The following is a 22,190-nucleotide window of genomic DNA, read 5'->3' as shown; positions in this document are numbered from 1 at the left end:
AAAGGTGTTCAAAAGTACATGATTAGAAAAGGTGAGTTTATGAGTATAGTAGCATTTCTTTCGTATGTCATTATTACATCGATTACTCCTGGACCAAGTAACATCCTCATGATGAATGAAGCACAGAGGTTTGGTTTTTTAGGTGCATGGCGATTTACTAGTGGTATTTTGGTAGGGTTCGCAGCACTTGGATTTATGAGCGGAGTATTCACAACGGGCCTATACAATTGGATACCCGTCGTGGAGCCATATTTAAAAATAGCTGGTGCAGCATACCTTCTCTACTTAGCCTGGCAAGTAGGGGCGAATAAAAGCTCAAAAAAGAACTCCAGGAAAGTTCAATCTTCTTTTGTATCTGGCTTTATCTTTCAAATTATAAACGTGAAAAGCATTTTGTTCTTTCTAACCGTAATGAGTGCATTCATTTTACCGTTTAACCATTCGCTTCACTCCATCCTTTTTTATTTAACTCTAGCCATTTTCCTAGGATGGTTGGCCTTGCTTTTGTGGTCAGGGTTCGGCTCACTCTTCAAGAAATTCTTTGCTAAATATGATAAGCGATTTAGAATAACGATGAGTTTATTGTTGGCTTATTCTGCCGTGACAATCTTTCTTTAGGGACAGGTCCTTGTCCCAGCTAGTTTTTACGATGAGACAAGGTTCCTATTTCCCAGCAGCTCGTTTTCACGATGAGACAAGGTGTAAGGTCCCTATGTCCCTGCAAGAATTATAGATTTAGCTGCCTTTGAGGTGGCTTTTTCTTTTTGGTATTCAAGCATTTTAGATAGTATATGAATAGTTTTCCAGTTATCATAAAAAATATAAAAAACGGCTTAATAGTAAAAGGTGGTGAAGCGTCATAAATAGAAAAAAAGGAATGTTCCTTGTTATCACAGGTGCATTATTTTGGGGGATTGGCGGTACTGTTTCAAAAAAGCTTTTTGAACTCGGAGTCGATGTCGATTGGCTTGTAACGACTCGATTATTGATTGCTGGATTTTTACTCTTGACGGTTCAATTTTTTGGAAAAGAACGCTCACAAATCCTAAAAGTTTGGAAAACTAGAAAAATAGCCATTCAATTGATCATCTTCGGGTTACTCGGCATGCTCGCGGTTCAATACACCTACATGGCCTCCATTCAGCATGGCAATGCGGCAGTTGCAACACTATTGCAATACTTAGCACCGGTGATGATAATCGTATACTTAATATTTCGTAAGCAGACTGTGTTAACCGAAAGAGATTTGGTGACTGTTTCGCTAGCTTTAGTTGGCTGCTTTTTCTTGTTAACAAACGGCTCCATCTCTCAATTATCTGTCCCGACACCTGCTATCGTATGGGGTGTTTTATCTGGTTTAGCTTTGGCATTTTATACTTTATATGCAATTCCTTTATTGAAGCAATACGATTCACTTGTCATCATTGGGTGGGCGATGGTGATCGGTGGTTTGGCCTTAAGTTTCATCCAGCCACCTTGGCAAATCGACCTAAAAAGCTTAACATTGGAAGTTTATTTATACTTGGTTTTCGTGATCATCTTTGGCACGATGATTGCCTTTTGGTTCTATATAAAAAGCCTAAAGAGTCTACCACCTAATGAATCAAGTCTTCTCGGTAGCATCGAGCCACTAGCGGCCGTTCTAACAACCGTCTATTGGCTAAAAGAACCCTTTGGCGTTTTCCAATGGGTCGGCACCACCTGTATCATCGGCTTAATCATCTTATTGGCTTTGAATAAAAAACCTGCTTCAAACGTGATCGAACTTCATAATTAGGGACACCAGGGACAGGCACCTTGTCCCAGCTGTTTTTTCCAGCGGGACAAGGTGCCTGTCCCTCTGTCCCTATCCCTCTGTCCCTATTCGATGGGACAAGTGCCTATCCCTATGATTAAAATTCACTAATTTTGGATAGCTTAGATTGGAGGAACTGTAAAAAATAGGTTAGGGTGAGACTGTTGAGAAGAAAAAAGATGACGAAAACGCAGTTGTTATATAATGTTGCTCAAATCGTGATTCCTTGGTCCACTTTGCTGTTAATGGGGAAACAAGATATTAAGCGTTACTCGTTTTCTGGATTTGTTATTGTTGCTTTTGAAATTATCAATCATATCATAGGATACAAACGGAACTGGTGGACTTTTTATGGGAAGAAAAAATCTTTTTTTACCAATGAACTTCCTTTTAGTCTTGGTGCCTATATGCCTTTATCGATGTGGCTCCTAAAGTTTTACTTTGGAGATTTTAAGAAGTTTATGCTTATGAATGCCGTTTCTGACGGGATTTTTGCTTTTGGGGTCATTAAATTTCTGAAGAGAATCAAAGTCATTAAGTTGAATATGAGTTATCCTACGTTTTTTGTCTACTTGTATTTCAAAGCTCCAATCTTATATGGTGTACAATACCTAGTGGAGAAGCGAAAACTTTTTATTGGGTAAGGACGTGGGTGCCTTTAAATAGGGGAACTATGACCACAAAGCTTAGGGAGGTATCAACTACCTCCCTTTTGTTATTTCTTTAGGAATCTGATTTTTAGCGTAAAATGTGTGAAAACTTAGTAAAATAGTGGACTTGAATTTTTAGATTTAAAATCTTAAAGCTACAGAAAATCAATTGAATGAGCGAGATCATCAATATGATGTAAAAACTAGTTGATTTCCCGTTACAACACTAGCCGAATTTCCCGTAAATAAAATTTTATCATTTGATAAAAAATAAAATGAAAAAAATGATAGAAAAAGGGGAAGCGGGAAATGAGAGGTTATATACTTTCCATTTGGAGTTTAATTGACCCGTTTTATTATTTTTGTACACGTCTTACCTATCTTCCTGGTAAGGACACAGGAGGAAATATTTTTAGGGTCCGGTTGACAAAATATAAGGGAAGGAATGTCGTCCTTTCCGATGGAACCCAAATAAACAAGAATGATACATTAGTCAAAATTCACCTTCACAATGTCAGACTATTGAAAGAACTAAAGGATATAGAGAATGAATTTAAAAGAGGCGCAATTATATACCATTATATTAAAAACTCTTTGCCAAGCGTTGAAATTTATATCCGCAACAATCGTCACTCTGAGAAGATTAAAGGGATTATCGGGATTACTCAATTAAATAGAGGCTGTGAACGGCTTGGCTTTGAGAATTTTGAGATCGCAAATCCTATCTACAAATGGTTTAAATTTTTTACTTTTATGCCTATTGCGATGCTCTCAAGTCCCAATTCTTCTATCAGGCATATTGTAAAATATCAGAAACCAGCTTACTTGTTCATGTCATCAAATAAATTAACTAATATGTATAGGAATTAACTGTCCTCCATAACGGTTGCCCGAAAAGTACCAAGATGTATATTATCAGGAACCTGCTTTCATCAATCCGACGAAAGCCTTGGTAACATACTTCGAACCTATAATCTTTTTACTATAAACTCGTTTAGGGGTTGAAAACTTGTTGAAATTGTTCGTACCTATTCTAACGATACTAATATTAGTTGGAATTCTTTACTGGACCGTAGTAAAACCGCCCAATTCATCGAACAGTCCAATCCATCAACCACTAACCTCACCAAGTAAAAAGGTTGTGGTCGTGATTATTGATTCGCTCATGGATGAGCCATTACAAGCGGTAAATTCAGACCGAATACCCGCACTTCAATTCTTAATGAGAAATGGGCACTATTATCCCAAGATGGTAAGCAGTTTTCCAACGATGTCTGTCGTGATCGATAGCACTTTTTTAACCGGAACCTATGCGGACCAACATAAAGTACCGGCGCTTGTTTGGTATGATTCAGCTGAAAAGCGTTTTATAAGCTACGGAAGTGCTCAGCAGGAAATCTTAAAACTAGGTCCAAAACAAGTTCTCAGCGAAAGTTTATTTCATTTGAATCACAAACATTTAAGTTCGAAGGTGAAAACCATACATGAGGAATTAGATCAGCCTACCGCATCCATTAATACCTTAGTTTATCGTGGGAATCATCCCAAGCAGTTATCTGTACCTAAATTGGCGAGCGTTATCAGTTTACTGGAAGAGGACGCGAGCATTCAAGGGCCAAGCTATTTTTCATATGGCTTATTATCGAGAATCGACCCGAACAATAAGCATACTCATGTATGGGAAGCGTTTGGCTTTAATGACCGATTTGCCTCGCAAGAACTAACCTATTTGATTAAAAATAATGCTGTGCCCGCTTTTTCATTAGTCTATTTTTCAGATAACGATAAAGAGGTACATAAAAAAGGTGTTAACGTAACGAAAGGAATTGAAGATGCCGACCAACAGCTTCAAAAGATTTTTAATTCTTATCCATCTTGGGAAGAGGCCTTAAATAAGGTGGTATGGATCGTCATGGGAGATAGCGGTCAAACGGATGTTCTGGATGACAAAGAACAGGCCTTAATCGATCTAAGAAAGCTTTTAAAGGATTATCACATTCATAAAATTAGCGGACCAATCAAAGCTGAGGATGAGATTGTGCTTGGTTTAAACGAACGTATGTCTTTTATTTATCGGCTAAAAGAGAATATCCAAATGTCGAATCTGGTGGATGTTCTCCGGACGGAAAAGCGCATTGACAATATTGCTTGGAAAGAAGGGGAAGAAGTTACAGTTGTTTCACCCCATCATGACGGAGCTCTTACTTTTAAACCGAATGGAGAATATAGCGATGCTTATGGACAGGCTTGGTCCCTCACTGGAAATGTCGAAATTTTAGAGTTACGTATGAATGAAGAAAATCAACTTACATACAACGACTACCCAGATGGTCTTGCTCGGCTTTATAGCGCTTTTCAATCACATCCTGGTCAATATTTAGTCGTAAATGCCAAGCCCGGATATGAATTTATTGGTGAAGGCTCTCCAACCCATGTGGGTGGGGCGGGGCATGGCTCCCTGCATAAACAAGATACCTATTTCCCGCTGATCGTTGCAGGCACTGACGAAAAACCGAAACATGAGCGAATTTTGGATATGAAAGAGTGGATTCTAAGAATTCTAGAGCAACCGAATAAAACTTCCGAATAATGTGGAAATCGACACAAGCCTGGGGGAAAGTCAATTGAACATCAAAGTCATGACATACAATATCCATCACGGCAAAGGAATGGATAAACAGGTGGATTTAAAACGAATTGCGAAGGTGATTTCTAGTAGCGAGGCAGATATCATTGGGTTAAATGAGGTGGATAAAACGTTCTCGAAACGTAGTGATTTTATCGACCAAGTTCAATTCCTTGCGAAAGAACTAAATCTATTTTATGCCTATAGTCCATCCTTAACAAGAAAGTCTAAAAACTCTACTGAGATCCAACAATATGGGAATGGGTTACTTTCTCGCTATCCAATCATGAAAGATAATCATCACCTATTTAACTTTATCCCAGGTCTAATCGAAGGAAGGTCGATTCTTGAAGCAACGATTGAGCTAGATCAACAATTTCTCAACGTTTATGTCACACATTTAAGCCTAAATCCTCGGTTACATCGGAAACAAACAGAGTTTATCTTAGAAAACACGAAGGAACCTGGAGTGATTCTTGGGGATTGGAATATGCACCCGAATACTAAAAAATGGAAAAGGGTAGCGGGTACCTATAGAGATGTTTGGCAGGAGTCGGGGAAGGGTGCTGGCTACACCTACCCATCCACGAAACCGAGAGCTAGAATTGATTATATTTTTACAACAAAAGATATTGATGTCGAGGATATTGGTGTAATCGAAACAAATCCCATTGCTTCTGACCATTTACCGGTCATGGCCACGCTTTCTGTTTGATTACAAAGACCTTTTTAAAGGGAGACAGCACGAATGAAAAAAGGAATTTTCTTTCTTCTTATTTATGCAGTGATATTATTTACCGCTTTTACCTATCGTGAACCTTTATTGGCTTGGTTAAATGAGAGTGATTTATCAATGCTACCACTCATGTTCTTATTGTCCATTCTCTTTGGGGTGATTCCAATCGTCCCATTTAGCGTATTTGCTGGTTTAATGGGAGCTAAATATGGGATCGTAATTGGAGCCTCCATTAATTGGGTAGGTTCTGTAGGAGCGGCAGCAATCTTTTTCTTCTTGGCTCGTTATTTTTTTATAGAAAAATTTCAGCAATCAATTGGAAGGTATAAGGGGATTAAGAAATTTGATTATATTATCAGTCAAAACGCTTTTATTGCTGTCTTATTTAGTCGAATCATTCCAGTTGTACCACCGCCTGTAGTCAATATATACTCAGGTTTAAGTAGGATGTTGTTTAAGACCTACCTGTATGCGACGGCTTTAGGAAAAGTTCCAGGAATGATTGCTTACGCATATGTTGGTAATCAACTATTTGCCTCAACCCATACACTATTTATTGGAATTATCGTTTATGTCGCTTTTTTGCTTGTCGTCCTACTTTGCTATCGTTGGTGGTATAAAGGGAAGGCGAAGGTGGTAATGGATTAATATTTATCTTGCTTTAATTGGATAAAAGATGCCTTCTGAAAAAATTTAAATTAGCCGTATCTTTTTCCCACCTCCCATCCGTTATATAGAGTAGAGAGGTGGTAAAGGAGTGAACAGAATGTCAACGCACGAAGGGATTATAGAGGAAGTTCAGGCAGGGGATGCCGACCGTTCTTTCAAAATTGGAAAGTTGTATCAGGGCCTAAGAAGGTATTGTCATTTTCTTGCTCAAAATTCATGGGATGGTGATGACCTTGTTCAGGAGGTCATTTTAAAAGCTACTAAGAGTTATCCTCAAACAGAGCTAACACCAGCCTTGCTGAACAAGATTGCTTATCATCAATGGATTGATACGGTGAGAAAGCGAAAACGCGAAATCATCGGGATTGAACAAGAAATCGTCAACTCTGAGGTAGAATCTGACACTGATCGATTGATGGACACGGTGAAGACGTTGATTGGACAATTGACTGCAAAACAGGCAGTTATTTTTACCCTAAAAGAAGGCTTCCGTTTTCAGCTAAAGGAAATTGCCGATTTGCTTGATAGTAGTGAAGTGGCGATTAAGTCTAGCTTATTCCGTGCTAGGCAAACATTAGCAAGGGAAAGCAAAATGCAACCTGTAAAACCAATTTCGGAGAAAAATGACCAAAGACTGTTGTATGAGCTGCTTCATCAATCCCTTCAAGCAGACGACCCGCAGATCCTTATTGAGAATCTAAAGCAAATCCCTTCGCTTGTCGAGGTTCCAGTTCTGAAAAAACCGAAACCATCCCAAACCCCTCTCAATGTCTATTCTATGGCAGCATAAAAGGGAGGAAAAAGCATGGCGACAATTCCATATGTGATCGATCAATCCAATCGTGGCGAGCGTTCCTACGATATTTATTCTCGGTTGTTAAAGGACCGAATCGTAATGATTGGTGATGAAATCAACGATCAGGTAGCGAACAGCGTGATTGCTCAGTTATTATTTCTTGAAGCCGACAATCCTGATAAGGACATTTCTATTTATATCAATAGTCCAGGTGGCTCCACGACAGCTGGTTTTGCGATTTTCGATACGATGCAGCATATTAAACCAGATGTCAATACGATTTGTATCGGGATGGCTGCTTCGTTTGGGGCGATGCTGCTGCTCGCAGGAACAAAAGGGAAACGATTTGCGCTACCAAATAGTGAGATTATGATCCATCAACCTCTAGGTGGGGTGAGGGGACAGGCGACGGAGATTGAAATTTCCGCTCGGAGGATCTTGAAACTTAAAGAACATATAAACGGGATTATTGCTGAACGTACGGGCCAACCAATTGAAAAGATTGCTAACGATACCGAGCGGGATTTTTTCATGAGTGCGGAAGAAGCGTTAGAATACGGGATTATTGATAAGGTCATCGGGCGAACGGAGAAGTCAGGTCTCTAATGCTTTCACACGGGAATGGCCGGAACACCTTGTTTAATGAGATGTGGATGTAAGGCGTTAGGGAAGATTACTGGTTTCCCTTTTCCGCTGGTCATCATTAGTCAAAAAGAAATGGCGTGTGAATTGGCACACGTCATTTTTTATTTTATTCTGTTCCTAATATTGTTGATTTTATAATAGAATTATATTTTGTGCCAGGAGTTTACTCAATTAACGGGGGCGGTTAATGCAGTAAGGATTAACGCCTTTTTTTGCTATGATTTTTTCATAAAAGTAAAAAGGCAGGTTAGTGAATTGAGGTTCAGGATAGATAATCCTTATTAGAGGTATCCTAACTATAAAATATAGGTACATAAAATTGGGTGACTTTAAATGAACAACTATACCAATGATAATACAGCTAGACGGTACAGTGCACATGTCAGTATTTTGGGTACCACACAAATACATTTAAGAAACCCTTATATCATTGCTTGGTGGAGTGCTGCTTTTCCAGGTTTCGGACATTTACTATTGTCTAAATATCTGCGTGGATTTGTTCTGTTTATATGGGAAGTGGTTGTTAATGTACTGGCAAATGTTAATTTAGCCATGATTTATTCTTTTCAAGGTAAAATTGATATGGCAAAAGAGATTTTGGATACCAGATGGCTGTTAATTTATATTCCTGTGTATCTATTTGGAATTTGGGATAGCTATCGAACAACAGTTGATTTGAATAAAGTTTATATTTTAGCAAAGAGTGAAGAGCATCGCTTTAACTCATTTAGTATAGGTGCACTTGAGATTAACTATCTTGACAAAAGAAATCCTGTTATGACTTTCGTTTGGTCACTATTCGTTCCTGGTCTTGGTCAATTATATATACATAGGATTACCACAGCATTCTTTATTATCATTTGGGTTGTGATTTTTACTTATTACTCACATGGGCTTGAAGCTATTTCCCTTCTATTTTTAGGGGAAGTTAAAGAAGCTACAGCTGTTTTAAAACCCGAATGGCTCTTATTTTTTCCTTCAATTTATGGTTTTGCTGTATTTGACTCTTACATGAACACAGTTGAAAACAATAAACTTTATGAAAAAGAGCAACGTAAATACTTAATAGAAAATTTTCAATCTCCCAATTTCGAAATACTAAAAGGACAAAAAGTGAAGTGATAAAATGCAGGTATTCTCTACCTTTGAAAAAAATGCTTTTTTAGAAATCGCTATTTCAATGCTAGAAAAAAAGGGAATAAAAAAAGAATCTATCTTTGCAGTTCCGCTTGATAATCGAGCAGAAGAAAGAAAAATCTTTGATAATTTGCATCGTTCGGATGGTACTTCACTTATAGATATAGGAGTTGCTTTAGCTACCGCCTTCTCTGTCATTGGTGCGAGTATTGGGTTCGAACTTGCATGGGGACCGATCTATTGGGGGTTAATTGGTGCTTCCATAGGCTTTATTTTAGGAGTTGCTATCCGACTATTTACAGAAAAAGTCATTAAGAAAAAATCAAGGTTACTAAAGGGTAAACAATCGGAAGTCATTTTAATTATTGATTGTGATGAATCACAAGTAGAATTAGTAGAAAATATCTTGTGGAACCATTTTGCATTGGGAGTAGCTAAGGTTAAGTAAATACTTTTTAGTAGAACTTTGGGCAGAAAGGAAGACATATTTAATCAAAAGAAGAAAAAAGTGGAAATGGAATCATTCTTTCTTTGGTTTTATCCTGGTATCATTGGCTACAAGCTGATGAGACGGGACGTCAGGGACAGGTACCTTGTCCCCGCTAGTTTTTGCGACGGGAGAAGGTACCTGGACTTTAATGTGTACGACTTTTTTTGTTGATTTGTTCCTTATACTTGCTCCTTGTTGGCTGTTTTTATCAAGGTATTTTAAATTGGAAGAATAATAGAATAAGAAGAGCGTTTGTATTTATTTTAGTTCTATTTGCTCCTTACATATGTTTTTAAATAATATTAAAATAAAGGTTGCTTACCTCTAAGAAGGTGAATAACTTTAAGGGGGAGTATTTTGAAAAACTTCATTCTATATTGGAGGATATTTGTCTTAGTAGTATTAGTAGTGCTATTTTTGATAAATGTAATAAGTCTTTTCACTTTCCTTTCATTTCTATCAGGAATTTTGATCTTTTTGGGAATCCCTTGGCTGTATACTAAAATAATGGAAAAGTAGTGGTTTGTTACTAGTACGGTCGGGTGCTTTAATGAAATAACGGGAATAGCTGTCCCGCAAACCAACCGATATTTAAATACGGATTAACAAAGTACCCATGATAGTGGAAGAATGAAAGTAATTGTGATTGAATGGACTATATATAGGGAAGCAGGGACATCGTTGTCCAATTGGAATTATATGGTGGGACAAGGGACCTGTCCCCTATGTCCCACTACATAAGAAAGCTGGTCATTAAATGAAAACTGAAAAAGAGAAGATGTTGGCAGGGGAAATGTACAATCCTGCTGATCCTGCGCTTGTAAAAGAACGCGAGGAAGCAAGACGCAAGGTTAGGATTTATAATCAAACCCTAGAAACTGAAGGTGAAAAGCGTACGAAATTATTAAAGGAATTACTCGGTTCTACGGGAGAAAACATCTATATGGAGCCCAAAATCCGGTTTGATTATGGGTATAACACATATGTCGGAGAGAATTTTTATGCGAACTTTGACTGCACGATTTTGGATGTTTGTGAAGTTCGTTTTGGGGACAATTGCATGCTGGCACCTGGAGTACAAATCTATACTGCAACACATCCACTTCATCCAACCGAACGGAATTCAGGTATAGAATATGCAAAGCCGATTACATTCGGAGACAATGTTTGGATTGGTGGTAGTGCCATCATAAACCCTGGTGTAAAGGTCGGGAACAACGTGGTCATTGCTTCAGGTGCAGTCGTAACGAAGGATATTCCAGATAATGTGGTCGTGGGTGGCAACCCAGCAAAAGTTATAAAACATATTGAACTTTAGAGGAAAACAGTTAAATAAAATGCCCCTTTAACATATCCAGAAAGCGTGTATTTCATATCTCGATTTAAATTACCTATTCAGACATATAAAAAGAAAGGAAGTACTAACCGATGGATTTCGAAACAGTGATGCAGGAGCTTGAGGAACTCGGCAAGGAACGAACGAAAAAAACGTACCTATCCAATGGTGCTCATGAGCCGCTTTTTGGTGTTGCGACTGGCGCTATGAAACCAATGGCAAAGAAAATTAAAATAAACCAACCTTTAGCGGAAGAACTCTATGCGACTGGTAACTATGATGCGATGTACTTTGCAGGCATTATTGCCGACCCAAACGGGATGACTCAGTCAGATTATGATCGTTGGATGGATGCTGCTTACTTTTATATGCTGTCCGATTATGTGGTCGCCGTCACTTTATCAGAGGCAGATATTGCCCAAGAGGTTGCTGATAAATGGATTGCAAGTGGGGAAGAACTGAGGATGTCTGGAGGATGGAGCTGTTATTGTTGGCTCTTGGGGAACCGACCTGACAGCCAATTTAGTGAAAGCAAAATTTCTAGTATGCTTGACCTGGTAGAAAATAGTATTCACGATTCTCCCGTGCGAACACAATCTGCGATGAATACCTTTCTTTCCGCAGTCGCTGTTTCTTATTTGCCACTTCATGAAAAGGCGGTTGAAACGGCGAAGGCGATAGGACCAATCGAAATCAAGCGGGAAAAGAAAAAAAGCAGTATTCTCCATGCTTCCCAAGATATTCAAAAGGTAGTTGATAGAGGGAAGATTGGGTTCAAGCGCAAATATGTCAGATGTTAAAAACACCTTTGTATGGGGGTGTTTGATTCGACTGAAGGTACCGAAATAGCTTTAATTGGATAAGAAATTAAAAAAGGACCACACATTTTAGCATTGTCTACTATGTGTGGTCCTTTTTTTATTTTGTAAAAATGGTTGTATGATTTTTTCCGCCACCTACTAAGCATTCATATCGTTTTATACATTAGGGAAAAGTAAATAGGAAATAGCCAATTATAAACCGAGGTGAGGATAGATGGAACCATACGTAGAAGTCAGGAATGTCTCGAAGATTTTTGGCAAATCTCCTAAACCTGCCATTGATTTATTGAAACAAGGCAAATCAAAGAAAGAAATTTTAAAAGAAACAGGGCTCACAGTTGGTGTTAATAATGTTAGTTTTAAAATTTATCCTAGTGAGATCTTTGTCATCATGGGTTTATCTGGAAGTGGTAAGTCAACGTTAATTCGGATGTTTAACAGGTTGATTGACCCGACAATTGGAGAAATTCTCATAAAAAATGAAGATATCGTGAAGATGAATCCCGCAAGATTAAGGGAAACCAGACAAAAAAGAATCAGTATGGTTTTTCAAAACTTTGCCCTTTTTCCACATAAAACCATACTAGAAAACGCTGAATATGGTCTTGAAATTAAAAAGGTATCTTCAGAAGAACGCCGCAAAAAGGCAATGCAGGCTTTAGAAGCTGTCGGGTTAAAAGGGTATGAACATCAATTCCCATCCCAACTGAGTGGTGGTATGCAACAAAGGGTTGGACTCGCTAGAGCTCTTGCCAGCGATACAGATATTATCTTGATGGACGAAGCTTTTAGCGCTTTAGATCCTTTAATTCGTAAAGATATGCAAGATGAATTAATTGGCATCCAAGAGCAATACCAGAAAACAATCATTTTTATCACCCATGATTTAGATGAAGCACTGAGAATTGGGGATCGAATTGCCCTGATGAAAGATGGCAGTGTGATTCAACTTGGAACACCGGAAGAAATCATGATTAATCCGGCAAATGAATTTGTCGAGAAATTTGTTGAAGATGTGGATCTGTCGAAAGTTATCACAGCTTCGCATGTGATGAAGCGAGGCGAAAAAATTACGGTAGACCGCGGTCCAAGGGTCGCATTGGAAATAATGCGGAAGCAAGGATATTCAAGCATCTTTATCGTCGACCGTAAGAATAAGTTGCTGGGCGCACTAACCGCTGAACAAGCTCGTCAGGCCATTGACCAAAATCAACCCATTGCCGAAGCGATGACAACGGAAATCCCAACGGTTTCAGAAGATACCTTACTTGCTGACTTGATGGATGAAATTGCAACATCTAGCTTGCCGATATCTGTTATAGATGAAGACCATCGATTCAAAGGAATTGTGATACGAGGAGCCGTCATTGGAGCCTTATCGGGAAACAAAGATTCTTTGAATGAACTGGAGAGTGATTAATTACAATGGATATTCCTAAAATTCCGTTAGGAGAATGGGTTGATTCTTTTGTCGCGTGGCTAACCATTGCTTGGGCTGGATTTTTTACTTTTATTACCAATTTAATCGATGGTCTATTGAATATTATCGCAGATGTATTAAGTGTAGGTCCTCCGATTATCTTAATTCTCGTCTTGACTCTTTTGGTTATTTATACAAGCAGATGGCCATTGGGTGTTTTTACGTTATTAAGTTTACTTTTGATTGAAAATCTTGGTTATTGGGATTCAAGTATTCAAACACTTGCCATTGTTTTATTATCAGGATTGCTTACAATCATCATTGGGATACCTGTAGGAATCTGGTGTGCACAAAGAAAAACAGTGCAACGCATCGTGACACCTATTTTAGACTTTATGCAAACAATGCCTGCATTTGTTTATTTAATTCCAGCGATTTTATTTTTTGGGATTGGAGTTGTACCAGGTATTATTGCTTCCTTCATTTTCGCGATTGCACCAACGATTCGGATGACGAATCTTGGTATCCAAAGAGTGCCTGAAGATTTAGTTGAAGCAGCAAATGCTTTTGGGTCAACGACCAGTCAAAAATTGTTCAAAGTGCAATTGCCTTTGGCGACGCCAACGATTATGGCAGGGGTTAACCAAAGTATTATGCTCGCTTTATCCATGGTTGTTACGGCTTCATTAGTTGGGGCACCCGGACTTGGTGCAGATGTTTACCGAGCGGTTAGCCAAATTGACGTTGGACAAGGCTTTGAAGCTGGATTATCCATCGTCTTCATTGCAATCATACTAGATCGTATCACGCAAAACCTACGTAAGCCAGCTTATGGGCATGTACTTAAGCCTAAAATCGCTTTCTCTATTTTAGCATTACTAGCAGTTGGTACGGCCATTGTTACAGCGATTCCAGATAACAATTCTCCTATAAACGAGAATGCGACTGGTATCGGTGCTGAGACAGAGTATGAAATTGTTGGGATTGAGCCTGGAGCAGGGTTGATGGAGTTGACAAAAACAGCAATAGAGGAATACGAACTAGATAATTGGAGGCTACTTGAAGGGTCTTCTGCCGCAATGGTTGCAGAGTTGCAGAAAGCCTATTCAAATCAAGAACCTATTATTATCACCGGATGGACCCCACACTGGATGTTCTCCTCATTTGATTTGAAATATCTCGACGACCCGAGAGAATCCTTTGGTGGCGCTGAAGAAATTCATACAATCGTAAGAAAAGGTCTGGAACAGGATGCACCTGGTGCGTATACCATCCTAGACCAATTTACTTGGGAACCAAGCGATATGGAAGCCGTAATGGTCGATGTTGCCGATGGAATGGATCCAAATGAAGCAGCTGAAAAGTGGATTAATGCCAACTCAGATAAAGTTTCTGAATGGACAAACGGTGCCCAACCAGGAAATGGGAAACCAGTCAATCTTGTTTTTGTTGCTTGGGACTCAGAAATTGCCAGCACCTATGTGATTGGCAAGGTTCTGCAGCAAAATGGGTATGATGTGACGTTGAGCCAAGTTGAAGTTGGACCGATGTTTGCTGGTGTTGCCAATGGAAGCGCTGATGGCATGGTTGGTGCATGGCTCCCAACTACGCATGTTGAATATTTTAATACCTATAAGGACGATTTCATTGACCTTGGAGAAAATCTTCATGGGACTAAGAATGGACTGGTTGTACCAAAGTATGTTGAAATCAACTCGATTGAAGACTTGAAATAAAACAAAGAGAGAGTTTCCTTCTGGAGACTCTCTCATGTTTCTAGATTAAAAATGGATTCACCTTCAACCTATGTATACATGTATCCTTAGCTTTTAATGGAAAGTTGCGTATATTAGTGAGTTACTTCAGTCCTCAACTTATTTTTAAAAATAAGCATGACCCAATAAACAAACAAATATATAAAACCTAGGACTACATAAAAAGACCAAATTGAACCTTGTTGTAACTGAGCAACTAAGTGTTCAAATTCATTTACTCCTTCTAACCTTCCAATGCTATTTGTTAAACTGATGATTGGAACAGTAATGGTCAGAACTATCGTGATCATTGATAAATAAATCATTTTCTTTCTTTTCAAATTCATAATGGCTGTTCCCAATGTTGCAAATAAAAATAAATAATAGATTACCCAAATCCAACTTGGGAGTGATTCCCAATACATAGTGTCACCTCATACTATTTCTTTAACCAATAATCTACAATGTTAGTAAAAAAGCGATTGATCTTATGGAACATTGCACCGTTCTGTAGCTAAAAGATCCTTTCACATCTTCTTTTATCCTAACATAAAAATACACTGATATTTCAGATTAACATCAAAAAGGAGGTTGAAAAGCAGGTTGAGATAGACGGTTTGAAGGAAATCGTTGTAAATGAGACTAATCATGAAATAGAAATGAAATTGAGTGATTTCGAGATCCATCCTTTATCGGATGAAATTGTATTAGCGACATACCGAATTTTTAATGAAATGACGAGTCAACATTCCTTGCGAAGTTCAATATGGAAACTTCATAATGGAGGATGGAAGATGGTTTTTCATCAAGGGACCAAAACAGGGCCATCGTTATAAAATGAACGAAATAGCAGGAGCAATCAAATATCCTTAGTGGAAGATTTTTATTGAAGGGAATGGATTGAGAAATGAAAAAACGATTTATGATTCTTTCTTTTACTTTTGCTTTATTGTTACTTGGAGGATGCGCTAGCAATTCAAACGAGGAAACCACGACGGATTCTTCAGAAAACAGTTCTCGTTTAGAGTCTCCCGAAGATGCGACAACGAATAAAAATGATTCGACCAATGAAGGACAAGAATCTGACACTGATGACGCAACGGACGTCTCTTCAGAAGCCGATAATAGCATCTCTGAAAATAGTGAAGGAAATGAAAGCGATAAGGAAGACAAAGAAGCTTTAGCCCGATATTCTAGTGAAGAAATAGAATATGCTAGAGTTTGGCTACAACTTGGTCCAAATAAAGATATCGACGGATTGTATGTTCGATTGATTCCAGTGGGTACACCCCTCAATCCTGATGATGAAACAAGTTTGAATTATCCAGAGGATGTGATTCAGCTAGCCGGTTCTCGTTTAATCGATGGATCCGTTACCTACAGTGGTAATGGGAATGGGACGATTAATGTATACAACGTTCCTTTACGGTGGGACGGCATTTACCCAGCTGGTGAAGAATTCTACAAAGAAATGATTGAAAATACAAAGCTAGTTAGCATTGATCCGGGGGATGAAGAAGACGTCATCAAATTAATCAAATTGATTACTGTTCATGATTATTAAAATCATATGTTTGGAGTGGGTACCTTGAAACAAATTTATGTGATTAGGCATTGTGAGGCAGAAGGGCAGCCATCAGAAGCCCAACTTACAAAGAGAGGCATGAAACAGGCGTTAGATTTATCTGAGTTACTCTCCTATATAAAAGTGGATAGAATTATTTCAAGCCCATATAAACGTGCAATGGAGACTATCGAGCCCCTTGCAAAGAATTTAAATATTGAGGTAGAGGTAGATAGTAGATTAACAGAACGTATACTTAGTACCCACAATATGTCGGATTGGTTTGAAAACCTAAGAAATACCTTTGAAGACTTAGAGCTTAAATTCGAAGGAGGAGAATCTAGCAGAGAAGCAATGAAACGAGTCGTTGAAGTTGTAGAAGAAATCTTTAATAGCAATATTGATAACACAATTATCGTTACACACGGAAACCTAATGTCCTTACTGTTAAAACATTTTAACTCGGAATACGGGTTCGAGGATTGGAAAAACCTTAGTAATCCTGATGTATTTCTCATAAAAAATGAAAAAAATAAAGTAACTTTTGAGCGAATATGGGAATAAGGTACTTCTAAAGTATTGTACCTATAAAACAGGTGCAAATATAGGTGTGTAGGAGCCATTGATCCAAACAGGATTTGTCCACGATGCCAACACTATGTAATTTAGAATGCTGTAGGTTATGTTAATTTGATTAACCTAAAGGAATATTGTAAATTTATGTTAAAATAATAGGTAAAAGGAGTGTGTACACTATGGTTGGAGTAGAACTTGATATGGTTGTGAATGATTGCTTAAAAGCATTGGAGTTATACGAAAAGATATTTGAGATCGAGCGAGTGGAGGTTTCAAACTTTCCTCGTGGTGAAAATGAGGCCGTTTTTACCCTATACGGCGTTCGCTTTCATATGTTAGATGAAAACCCAGAATTCCATCTGAACGCACCAAATCCTGACCACCCTAAGACCAGTTGGGTTAATGTTACTGTCCCAGACATTAAAGAGACCTATGCAAAGGCGATGGATATAGGGTGTACAGAGGTGCAACCTGTTACTGAGATTCCTGACTACGGAGTATCGAACGCCATATTCATGGACCCCTTTGGCTATATATGGATGCTGCATCAAGTACATAAAGTGGTTAGTCATGAAAAACGTTTAAAGCTTTGGGAGGAAAAAAGGGAGAATTAAAAGAAGGTTTAATACTTCTTTTTTTAAAAAAAATATAAATGAAAAGTACATCCCCAGATGATCCATATGGAGATGCCCAAAGAAGAAAATTATCAATAAAGTGTGTCTTTCGCTGTATGGTCTCAGTGAAATATTTGTGCAATATGACACTGAAAGGCTTATCGAGATTGACATAGATTTAGGAAAATTATAAGATAAGAGTCCTGCAATTTTAAAAAAGTTGGCTAAGGGGACTGTCAAAAGTTCATTCTTCCTTGAAAGGGATGGATTACATGAATAAAGAACAATTGATGGAAATTGCACGTACAACGATGGAAAATGCCTATGCACCTTACTCTAAGTTTCCAGTTGGAGCAGCATTATTACTAAAGGATGGTACGGTGATTAATGGTGTAAACGTGGAGAATGTTTCGTTTGGTGCAACCAATTGTGCTGAGCGTACTGCTATTTTCACGGCCATTGCAAACGGCTATAAAAAAGGTGATTTTCAGGCAATTGCTGTAGCAGGGGATACGGAAGACTATCTTCCACCTTGTAGTATTTGCAGGCAGGTATTAGCAGAATTCTGTTCTCCTGAAATGCCCGTTTACTTAACAAATGACAAGAAAGAAATACGAGAATTGACTTTAAGAGAGTTATTACCATATGCTTTTACAGATTTAGAAATGTAAAAAAATAGAAGTCTCAAGCCATCAACCATTGGTTGATGGCTTTTTTCGCATTTGCAGAAAAGAATGATCTACCCTAAACAAAAAAGAATCGCAACTGTACAAAAAAATAGTTGTCAAACTATTATGTATTAATTATAATCATTTTATTGAGATGTCACAAAACATAACATGAATTTGAGGGGTAATCTAACATGACTAAAACACTAGTACGAAATGAATCGTCCATTTTAGAACAAATTAAAGAAACCATCACAGAAAAAAGTGTGGAACTCCTACACTTACAATTCGTGGACCTAGAGGGAATCTTAAAGCATGTAACGGTAACGACTGTACAGTTAGAGGACGTAGTAGAAGGGAAAATGATGTTTGATGGTTCTTCTATTACTGGTTTTTCCCCTATTAATCAATCAGATCTTTATTTACAGCCTGATTTACATACATTTGCTGTTCTCCCATGGACAGTTGAAGAAGGGTATTCAGAGGCACGTTTCCTTTGTTCGGTGAAAAACCCGGATGGCTCGCTATTTAAAGGAGATACAAGAAATGTCCTGAAGAAAACAATGGAGCGTGCAGCGGACCATGGATATACGATTTCTGTCGGACCGGAGTTAGAATTTTTCCTTTTTAAAACAGATGAAGATGGGTATCCGACTCGTGAATTAGGTGATCGAGCAGGCTATTTCGAACCATCACCACATGATCTTGGAGAACGTGTTCGGTTAGAAATCTATCGTGCGCTAAAAGCAATGGGCTTTACCATTGAAGCTTCACACCATGAGGTAGCGGAAGGACAACATGAAATTAACTTTAAATATGCAGATGCACTGACAGCTGCAGACTTAGCGACGACTTATAAATGGGTCGTAAAGACCGTTGCCAAGAAGTTTGGTCTGCACGCAACATTTATGCCGAAACCAGCGTTTGGAATTAATGGTTCTGGGATGCACGTGAACATGTCCTTTTTTGAAGGAAGTCAAAACGCATTCTATGATTCTTCCGATGAATTGGAGTTATCAGAGAAAGCCTATCAATTTATTGCAGGAGTCCTTGAAAACGTGAAGAGTTTTGCAGCTGTCACAAATCCACTCGTAAACTCTTATAAGCGTTTAGTCCCTGGATATGAAGCACCTTGTTATCTTGCTTGGTCTGCGTCTAACCGTTCCGCTCTCATTCGGATTCCAGCTAAAAGAGGGCTTGCGACACGAGTAGAATTACGTTGTCCAGACCCATCCTCTAACCCATACTTAACGTTTGCGGTCATTGCAGCTGCTGGATTAGATGGAATCGAAAAAAGACTAGAAGTGCCAGCACCGGTGAATGAGGATATCTTCCATATGACAGACGATCGCAGAGCAGAACTAGGAATTGAAAACCTTCCTGGTAGCTTAAAAGAAGCGATTGTGGAATTGGAAGCAAGTGAATTTGGTGCTAAAGCACTGGGAGAACATGTGTATAGCGAATATGTGTCCTTGAAGACAGCGGAATGGGATCGCTATCGTACTGCAGTTCACTCATGGGAAATTGAAAATTATCAAGCTAAATTCTAATATAAGGCCGGCACAAAATCGTCTTCTCGTATCGAGAAGGCTTTTTTTGTTCAAGTGGATTATCTTGTTGTCAATTTACCAGATACGAAGATTTTTTAAGCGGTTACAAAGGGATTGCTTAGGGTAATAGCGAAATAGAAATCAAACTAAAAAGGAGGCTATGAAATTTGACGATTAATCTCTCAGTTGATGACAAGTACACACGTAAAAGAGTAAAGGTTCTTGATTCAGAAATGGCTTATATTGATGAAGGGACAGGCGATCCAATTGTCTTTCTTCACGGAAACCCGACTTCCTCTTATCTTTGGAGAAATATCATTCCAGAAGTAGAAGGGTTAGGTCGGTGCCTCGCTCCTGATTTAATTGGAATGGGGCAATCAGGAAAGAATCCGAATGGCTCATATCGTTTTGTGGATCATGCACGATATCTTGATGCTTGGTTTGATGCATTAGATTTAAAGAACGTAACGCTTGTTATTCATGATTGGGGTTCCGGACTTGGCTTTCACTGGGCGAATCGCAACCGTGATCGTGTGAAGGGGATTGCTTATATGGAGGCCTTTGTCCGCCCTGTCACTTGGGAAGAATGGCCTGATTCAGCAACCAATATCTTCAAGAAAATGCGATCTCCAAAAGGGGAAAAGTTTATTCTTGAGGAGAATGGCTTTATCGAGAAAATTTTACCCTCCAGCATTATTCGTCCACTTACCGAAGAGGAAATGAATGCCTATCGTCGTCCGTTCCAAGAGCCAGGAGAAGAACGGCGGCCGATGCTGACATGGCCCCGACAAATTCCTTTTGAGGGAGAGCCAGAGGATGTACACCAATTTGCACAGGATTATGCAACGTGGTTATCAAAGAGTGAGGTTCCTAAACTTTTCATCAATGCGGAACCAGGCACCATTCTGACAGGTCCTCAACGGGAATTTTGCAGAACTTGGCCGAACCAAACTGAAGTCACGGTAAAAGGATTACACTTTATTCAAGAAGATTCGCCAAAAGAAATTGGTCAAGCGGTTGCCCGGTTTGTTCAATCGATATCCTAAATTTTTGACGATTCTTTTTAGGTAAAAAGGACTTCTTGATAGATGAAAGAGTAAAACTAGACCATAAAAAATAGTCTTCTCGATAAGAGAAGGCTATTTTTATCCAATCATTGTTTTACAGCGGAGGTCTACAGGTGCCCCAGCATAAGAGGAGGTTTTGATACTCTATCATCAAGATTATTGTGCGAGTTTTAAAATGGATGTTTTGTCATTCCACCATCCGCTGCTCCTTTAAATGATACTTTTTCATCTTCCGGTACAGGGTCGTTCTCGCGATATTTAACTCTCTTGCAACGGCTGAAATATTCCAGTCCGTTTCAATGGGTAGCTCTCGTATTTGATGCCTTTCTGTTTTATCAATAACGGTCAAGCTCGAGTTCGTTTGGGGATCAAGAGATTGCTTCGATTTAACTCCCGCTTTTCTTTTCCGCCGGTCTTGGCAGCCCGAGGCCGAACACGGAAGTTAAGCTTCGACGCCGATGGTAGTTGGGGGTTTCCCCCTGTAAGAGTAGGACGTTGTTAGGCAAGACGAAAGAACAGCTGAATAGAGGCTGTACTTTTTTGTTTTTATCAGAAAAAGATCCTTTTTACTTATCTCGCTCAAAGGTTTATCGGTATTCGTCGTGTATTCAATCCCTACCCTGCAGGAAGTAAGGATTTTTTGTTGAATAAATGAAATCAGCCATGATTGAATTTTTCAAATAGGAGAGGTTAAGATGTCGTTTATGATGATAAAAAAAGAATTTAAGATTGTTGGATTAAAAGGGAGTGGGGAGTTTGTTAACTTTGGTCATGAAGTTCCGTTGCTTGCAAAGCAACTGTTAAGCCGATCAAACGAAATCCTGTATACAACAGACACCGAAATTGCATTATTTGAGCCTAAAAAAGATGAGAAGCATAACATAGGTCATTATTATGTAGGCTTAATGGTAAGGGAGAAATTAAAAGAAGTACCAACAGGAATGGATTATTTCGAAACCAATAAGAGTTACATAACTACGAGAGGAAATCTATCTAATGTGGGAGAACTTCATTTGAATTTATTGAATTGGGCAGAAGAAAAAGGGTATCAAAGAGATTTCAATTCTTACATAATTGAGACCTATCACCCTACGAGCGAAGGAGAGGAAGAAGTACAGATATATTTACCAATTCAAGTATAAAAGTCAAATCTAAACGAATTAGTAAAATCAAAGTAAAACGGATAGATAAAATGAAAATAATCTTGTTCTACTAACGGTATAGGATTGGTAAAGAAGGGGGAAGGTGTTTATGATTGGAATCTTAACAAAAAGAA

24 protein-coding genes and 1 pseudogene are annotated in these 22,190 nt (G+C 38.6%); 23 read left to right on the top strand and 2 right to left on the bottom strand.

The window, feature by feature from the left end:
• The first annotated feature begins 39 nt into the window (after window positions 1-39).
• The 15 genes from LG336_RS15215 to LG336_RS15145 all read left to right on the top strand — a co-directional run bounded on the left by LG336_RS15215 (window position 40) and on the right by LG336_RS15145 (window position 14,857).
• The gene (locus LG336_RS15215) at window positions 40-618 is read left to right on the top strand and encodes a LysE family translocator (RefSeq protein WP_404333178.1); all 579 of its coding nucleotides are present in this window, start codon (window positions 40-42) and stop codon (window positions 616-618) included.
• A gap of 259 nt (window positions 619-877) precedes the next feature.
• Window positions 878-1,777: an EamA family transporter gene (locus LG336_RS15210; RefSeq protein WP_404328343.1), complete on the top strand. Its 900-nt coding sequence runs from the start codon at window positions 878-880 to the stop codon at window positions 1,775-1,777.
• A gap of 182 nt (window positions 1,778-1,959) precedes the next feature.
• Window positions 1,960-2,439, top strand: a complete 480-nt coding sequence (locus tag LG336_RS15205) for a hypothetical protein (RefSeq protein WP_404328342.1) — start codon at window positions 1,960-1,962, stop codon at window positions 2,437-2,439.
• Between the two features lie 315 nt (window positions 2,440-2,754).
• Window positions 2,755-3,315 carry a YkoP family protein gene (locus LG336_RS15200; RefSeq protein ID WP_404328341.1) on the top strand — a complete coding sequence of 187 codons (561 nt, stop codon included), beginning with the start codon at window positions 2,755-2,757 and terminating at the stop codon, window positions 3,313-3,315.
• Window positions 3,316-3,454: 139 nt separating this feature from the next.
• A complete protein-coding gene (locus LG336_RS15195; RefSeq protein ID WP_404328340.1) occupies window positions 3,455-5,035 on the top strand; it encodes an alkaline phosphatase family protein in 1,581 nt (526 codons plus the stop codon).
• 34 nt (window positions 5,036-5,069) lie between these two features.
• Window positions 5,070-5,786, top strand: coding sequence for an endonuclease/exonuclease/phosphatase family protein (locus tag LG336_RS15190; RefSeq protein ID WP_404328339.1), 717 nt, complete (start codon window positions 5,070-5,072; stop codon window positions 5,784-5,786).
• Between the two features lie 33 nt (window positions 5,787-5,819).
• Window positions 5,820-6,455: a TVP38/TMEM64 family protein gene (locus LG336_RS15185; RefSeq protein WP_404328338.1), complete on the top strand. Its 636-nt coding sequence runs from the start codon at window positions 5,820-5,822 to the stop codon at window positions 6,453-6,455.
• Window positions 6,456-6,573: 118 nt separating this feature from the next.
• Window positions 6,574-7,266 (top strand): sigma-70 family RNA polymerase sigma factor, encoded by a 693-nt coding sequence (locus tag LG336_RS15180; RefSeq protein ID WP_404328337.1) that lies wholly within the window; start codon window positions 6,574-6,576, stop codon window positions 7,264-7,266.
• A 15-nt stretch (window positions 7,267-7,281) separates the two neighbouring features.
• Window positions 7,282-7,878: an ATP-dependent Clp endopeptidase proteolytic subunit ClpP gene (gene clpP / locus LG336_RS15175; RefSeq protein WP_404328336.1), complete on the top strand. Its 597-nt coding sequence runs from the start codon at window positions 7,282-7,284 to the stop codon at window positions 7,876-7,878.
• 372 nt (window positions 7,879-8,250) lie between these two features.
• A complete protein-coding gene (locus LG336_RS15170; protein WP_404328335.1) occupies window positions 8,251-9,039 on the top strand; it encodes a hypothetical protein in 789 nt (262 codons plus the stop codon).
• A 4-nt stretch (window positions 9,040-9,043) separates the two neighbouring features.
• The gene (locus LG336_RS15165; RefSeq protein ID WP_404328334.1) at window positions 9,044-9,502 is read left to right on the top strand and encodes a hypothetical protein; all 459 of its coding nucleotides are present in this window, start codon (window positions 9,044-9,046) and stop codon (window positions 9,500-9,502) included.
• 799 nt (window positions 9,503-10,301) lie between these two features.
• Entirely contained in the window at window positions 10,302-10,862 is a 561-nt protein-coding gene (locus LG336_RS15160; protein ID WP_404328333.1) for a sugar O-acetyltransferase, read from the top strand.
• Window positions 10,863-10,972: 110 nt separating this feature from the next.
• Window positions 10,973-11,680 carry a DNA alkylation repair protein gene (locus LG336_RS15155; RefSeq protein ID WP_404328332.1) on the top strand — a complete coding sequence of 236 codons (708 nt, stop codon included), beginning with the start codon at window positions 10,973-10,975 and terminating at the stop codon, window positions 11,678-11,680.
• A 235-nt stretch (window positions 11,681-11,915) separates the two neighbouring features.
• The gene (locus LG336_RS15150; protein WP_404328331.1) at window positions 11,916-13,121 is read left to right on the top strand and encodes a glycine betaine/L-proline ABC transporter ATP-binding protein; all 1,206 of its coding nucleotides are present in this window, start codon (window positions 11,916-11,918) and stop codon (window positions 13,119-13,121) included.
• A 5-nt stretch (window positions 13,122-13,126) separates the two neighbouring features.
• Entirely contained in the window at window positions 13,127-14,857 is a 1,731-nt protein-coding gene (locus LG336_RS15145; RefSeq protein WP_404328330.1) for a glycine betaine ABC transporter substrate-binding protein, read from the top strand.
• 113 nt (window positions 14,858-14,970) lie between these two features.
• On the opposite strand, the gene LG336_RS15140 is transcribed toward LG336_RS15145, so the two are convergent.
• The gene (locus LG336_RS15140; RefSeq protein ID WP_404328329.1) at window positions 14,971-15,300 is read right to left on the bottom strand and encodes a hypothetical protein; all 330 of its coding nucleotides are present in this window, start codon (window positions 15,298-15,300) and stop codon (window positions 14,971-14,973) included.
• Between the two features lie 228 nt (window positions 15,301-15,528).
• On the opposite strand from LG336_RS15140, the pseudogene LG336_RS15135 reads away from it, so the two are divergent.
• The 7 genes and pseudogenes from LG336_RS15135 to LG336_RS15105 form a co-directional block, all read left to right on the top strand.
• Window positions 15,529-15,711: pseudogene (locus LG336_RS15135) on the top strand (DUF4440 domain-containing protein); the annotation flags it as partial.
• A 71-nt stretch (window positions 15,712-15,782) separates the two neighbouring features.
• Entirely contained in the window at window positions 15,783-16,439 is a 657-nt protein-coding gene (locus LG336_RS15130) for a hypothetical protein (RefSeq protein ID WP_404328328.1), read from the top strand.
• A gap of 24 nt (window positions 16,440-16,463) precedes the next feature.
• A complete protein-coding gene (locus LG336_RS15125) occupies window positions 16,464-17,003 on the top strand; it encodes a histidine phosphatase family protein (protein ID WP_404328327.1) in 540 nt (179 codons plus the stop codon).
• Between the two features lie 191 nt (window positions 17,004-17,194).
• Complete coding sequence (locus LG336_RS15120; protein WP_404328325.1) at window positions 17,195-17,629, top strand: VOC family protein; 435 nt, start codon at window positions 17,195-17,197, stop codon at window positions 17,627-17,629.
• A 272-nt stretch (window positions 17,630-17,901) separates the two neighbouring features.
• Window positions 17,902-18,300, top strand: coding sequence for a cytidine deaminase (locus LG336_RS15115; RefSeq protein ID WP_404328324.1), 399 nt, complete (start codon window positions 17,902-17,904; stop codon window positions 18,298-18,300).
• A 191-nt stretch (window positions 18,301-18,491) separates the two neighbouring features.
• On the top strand, window positions 18,492-19,847 hold the full coding sequence (gene glnA / locus LG336_RS15110) for a type I glutamate--ammonia ligase (protein ID WP_404328323.1): 1,356 nt from the start codon (window positions 18,492-18,494) through the stop codon (window positions 19,845-19,847).
• A 167-nt stretch (window positions 19,848-20,014) separates the two neighbouring features.
• Window positions 20,015-20,893: a haloalkane dehalogenase gene (locus LG336_RS15105; RefSeq protein ID WP_404328322.1), complete on the top strand. Its 879-nt coding sequence runs from the start codon at window positions 20,015-20,017 to the stop codon at window positions 20,891-20,893.
• Between the two features lie 208 nt (window positions 20,894-21,101).
• Here LG336_RS15105 and LG336_RS15100 read toward each other — a convergent pair whose 3' ends face one another.
• Entirely contained in the window at window positions 21,102-21,263 is a 162-nt protein-coding gene (locus LG336_RS15100; protein ID WP_404328321.1) for a helix-turn-helix domain-containing protein, read from the bottom strand.
• 346 nt (window positions 21,264-21,609) lie between these two features.
• Between LG336_RS15100 and LG336_RS15095 the strand changes: the two genes are divergently transcribed.
• Window positions 21,610-22,056, top strand: a complete 447-nt coding sequence (locus LG336_RS15095; RefSeq protein WP_404328320.1) for a GyrI-like domain-containing protein — start codon at window positions 21,610-21,612, stop codon at window positions 22,054-22,056.
• The last annotated feature ends 134 nt before the right edge of the window (window positions 22,057-22,190 follow it).

The organism is Mesobacillus maritimus, assembly GCF_044803185.1.
Lineage (GTDB): Bacteria > Bacillota > Bacilli > Bacillales > Cytobacillaceae > Mesobacillus_B > Mesobacillus_B maritimus_B.
The sequence above is the reverse complement of the archived record's forward strand: the minus strand, read 5'-3'. Positions and strand labels throughout refer to the sequence as shown.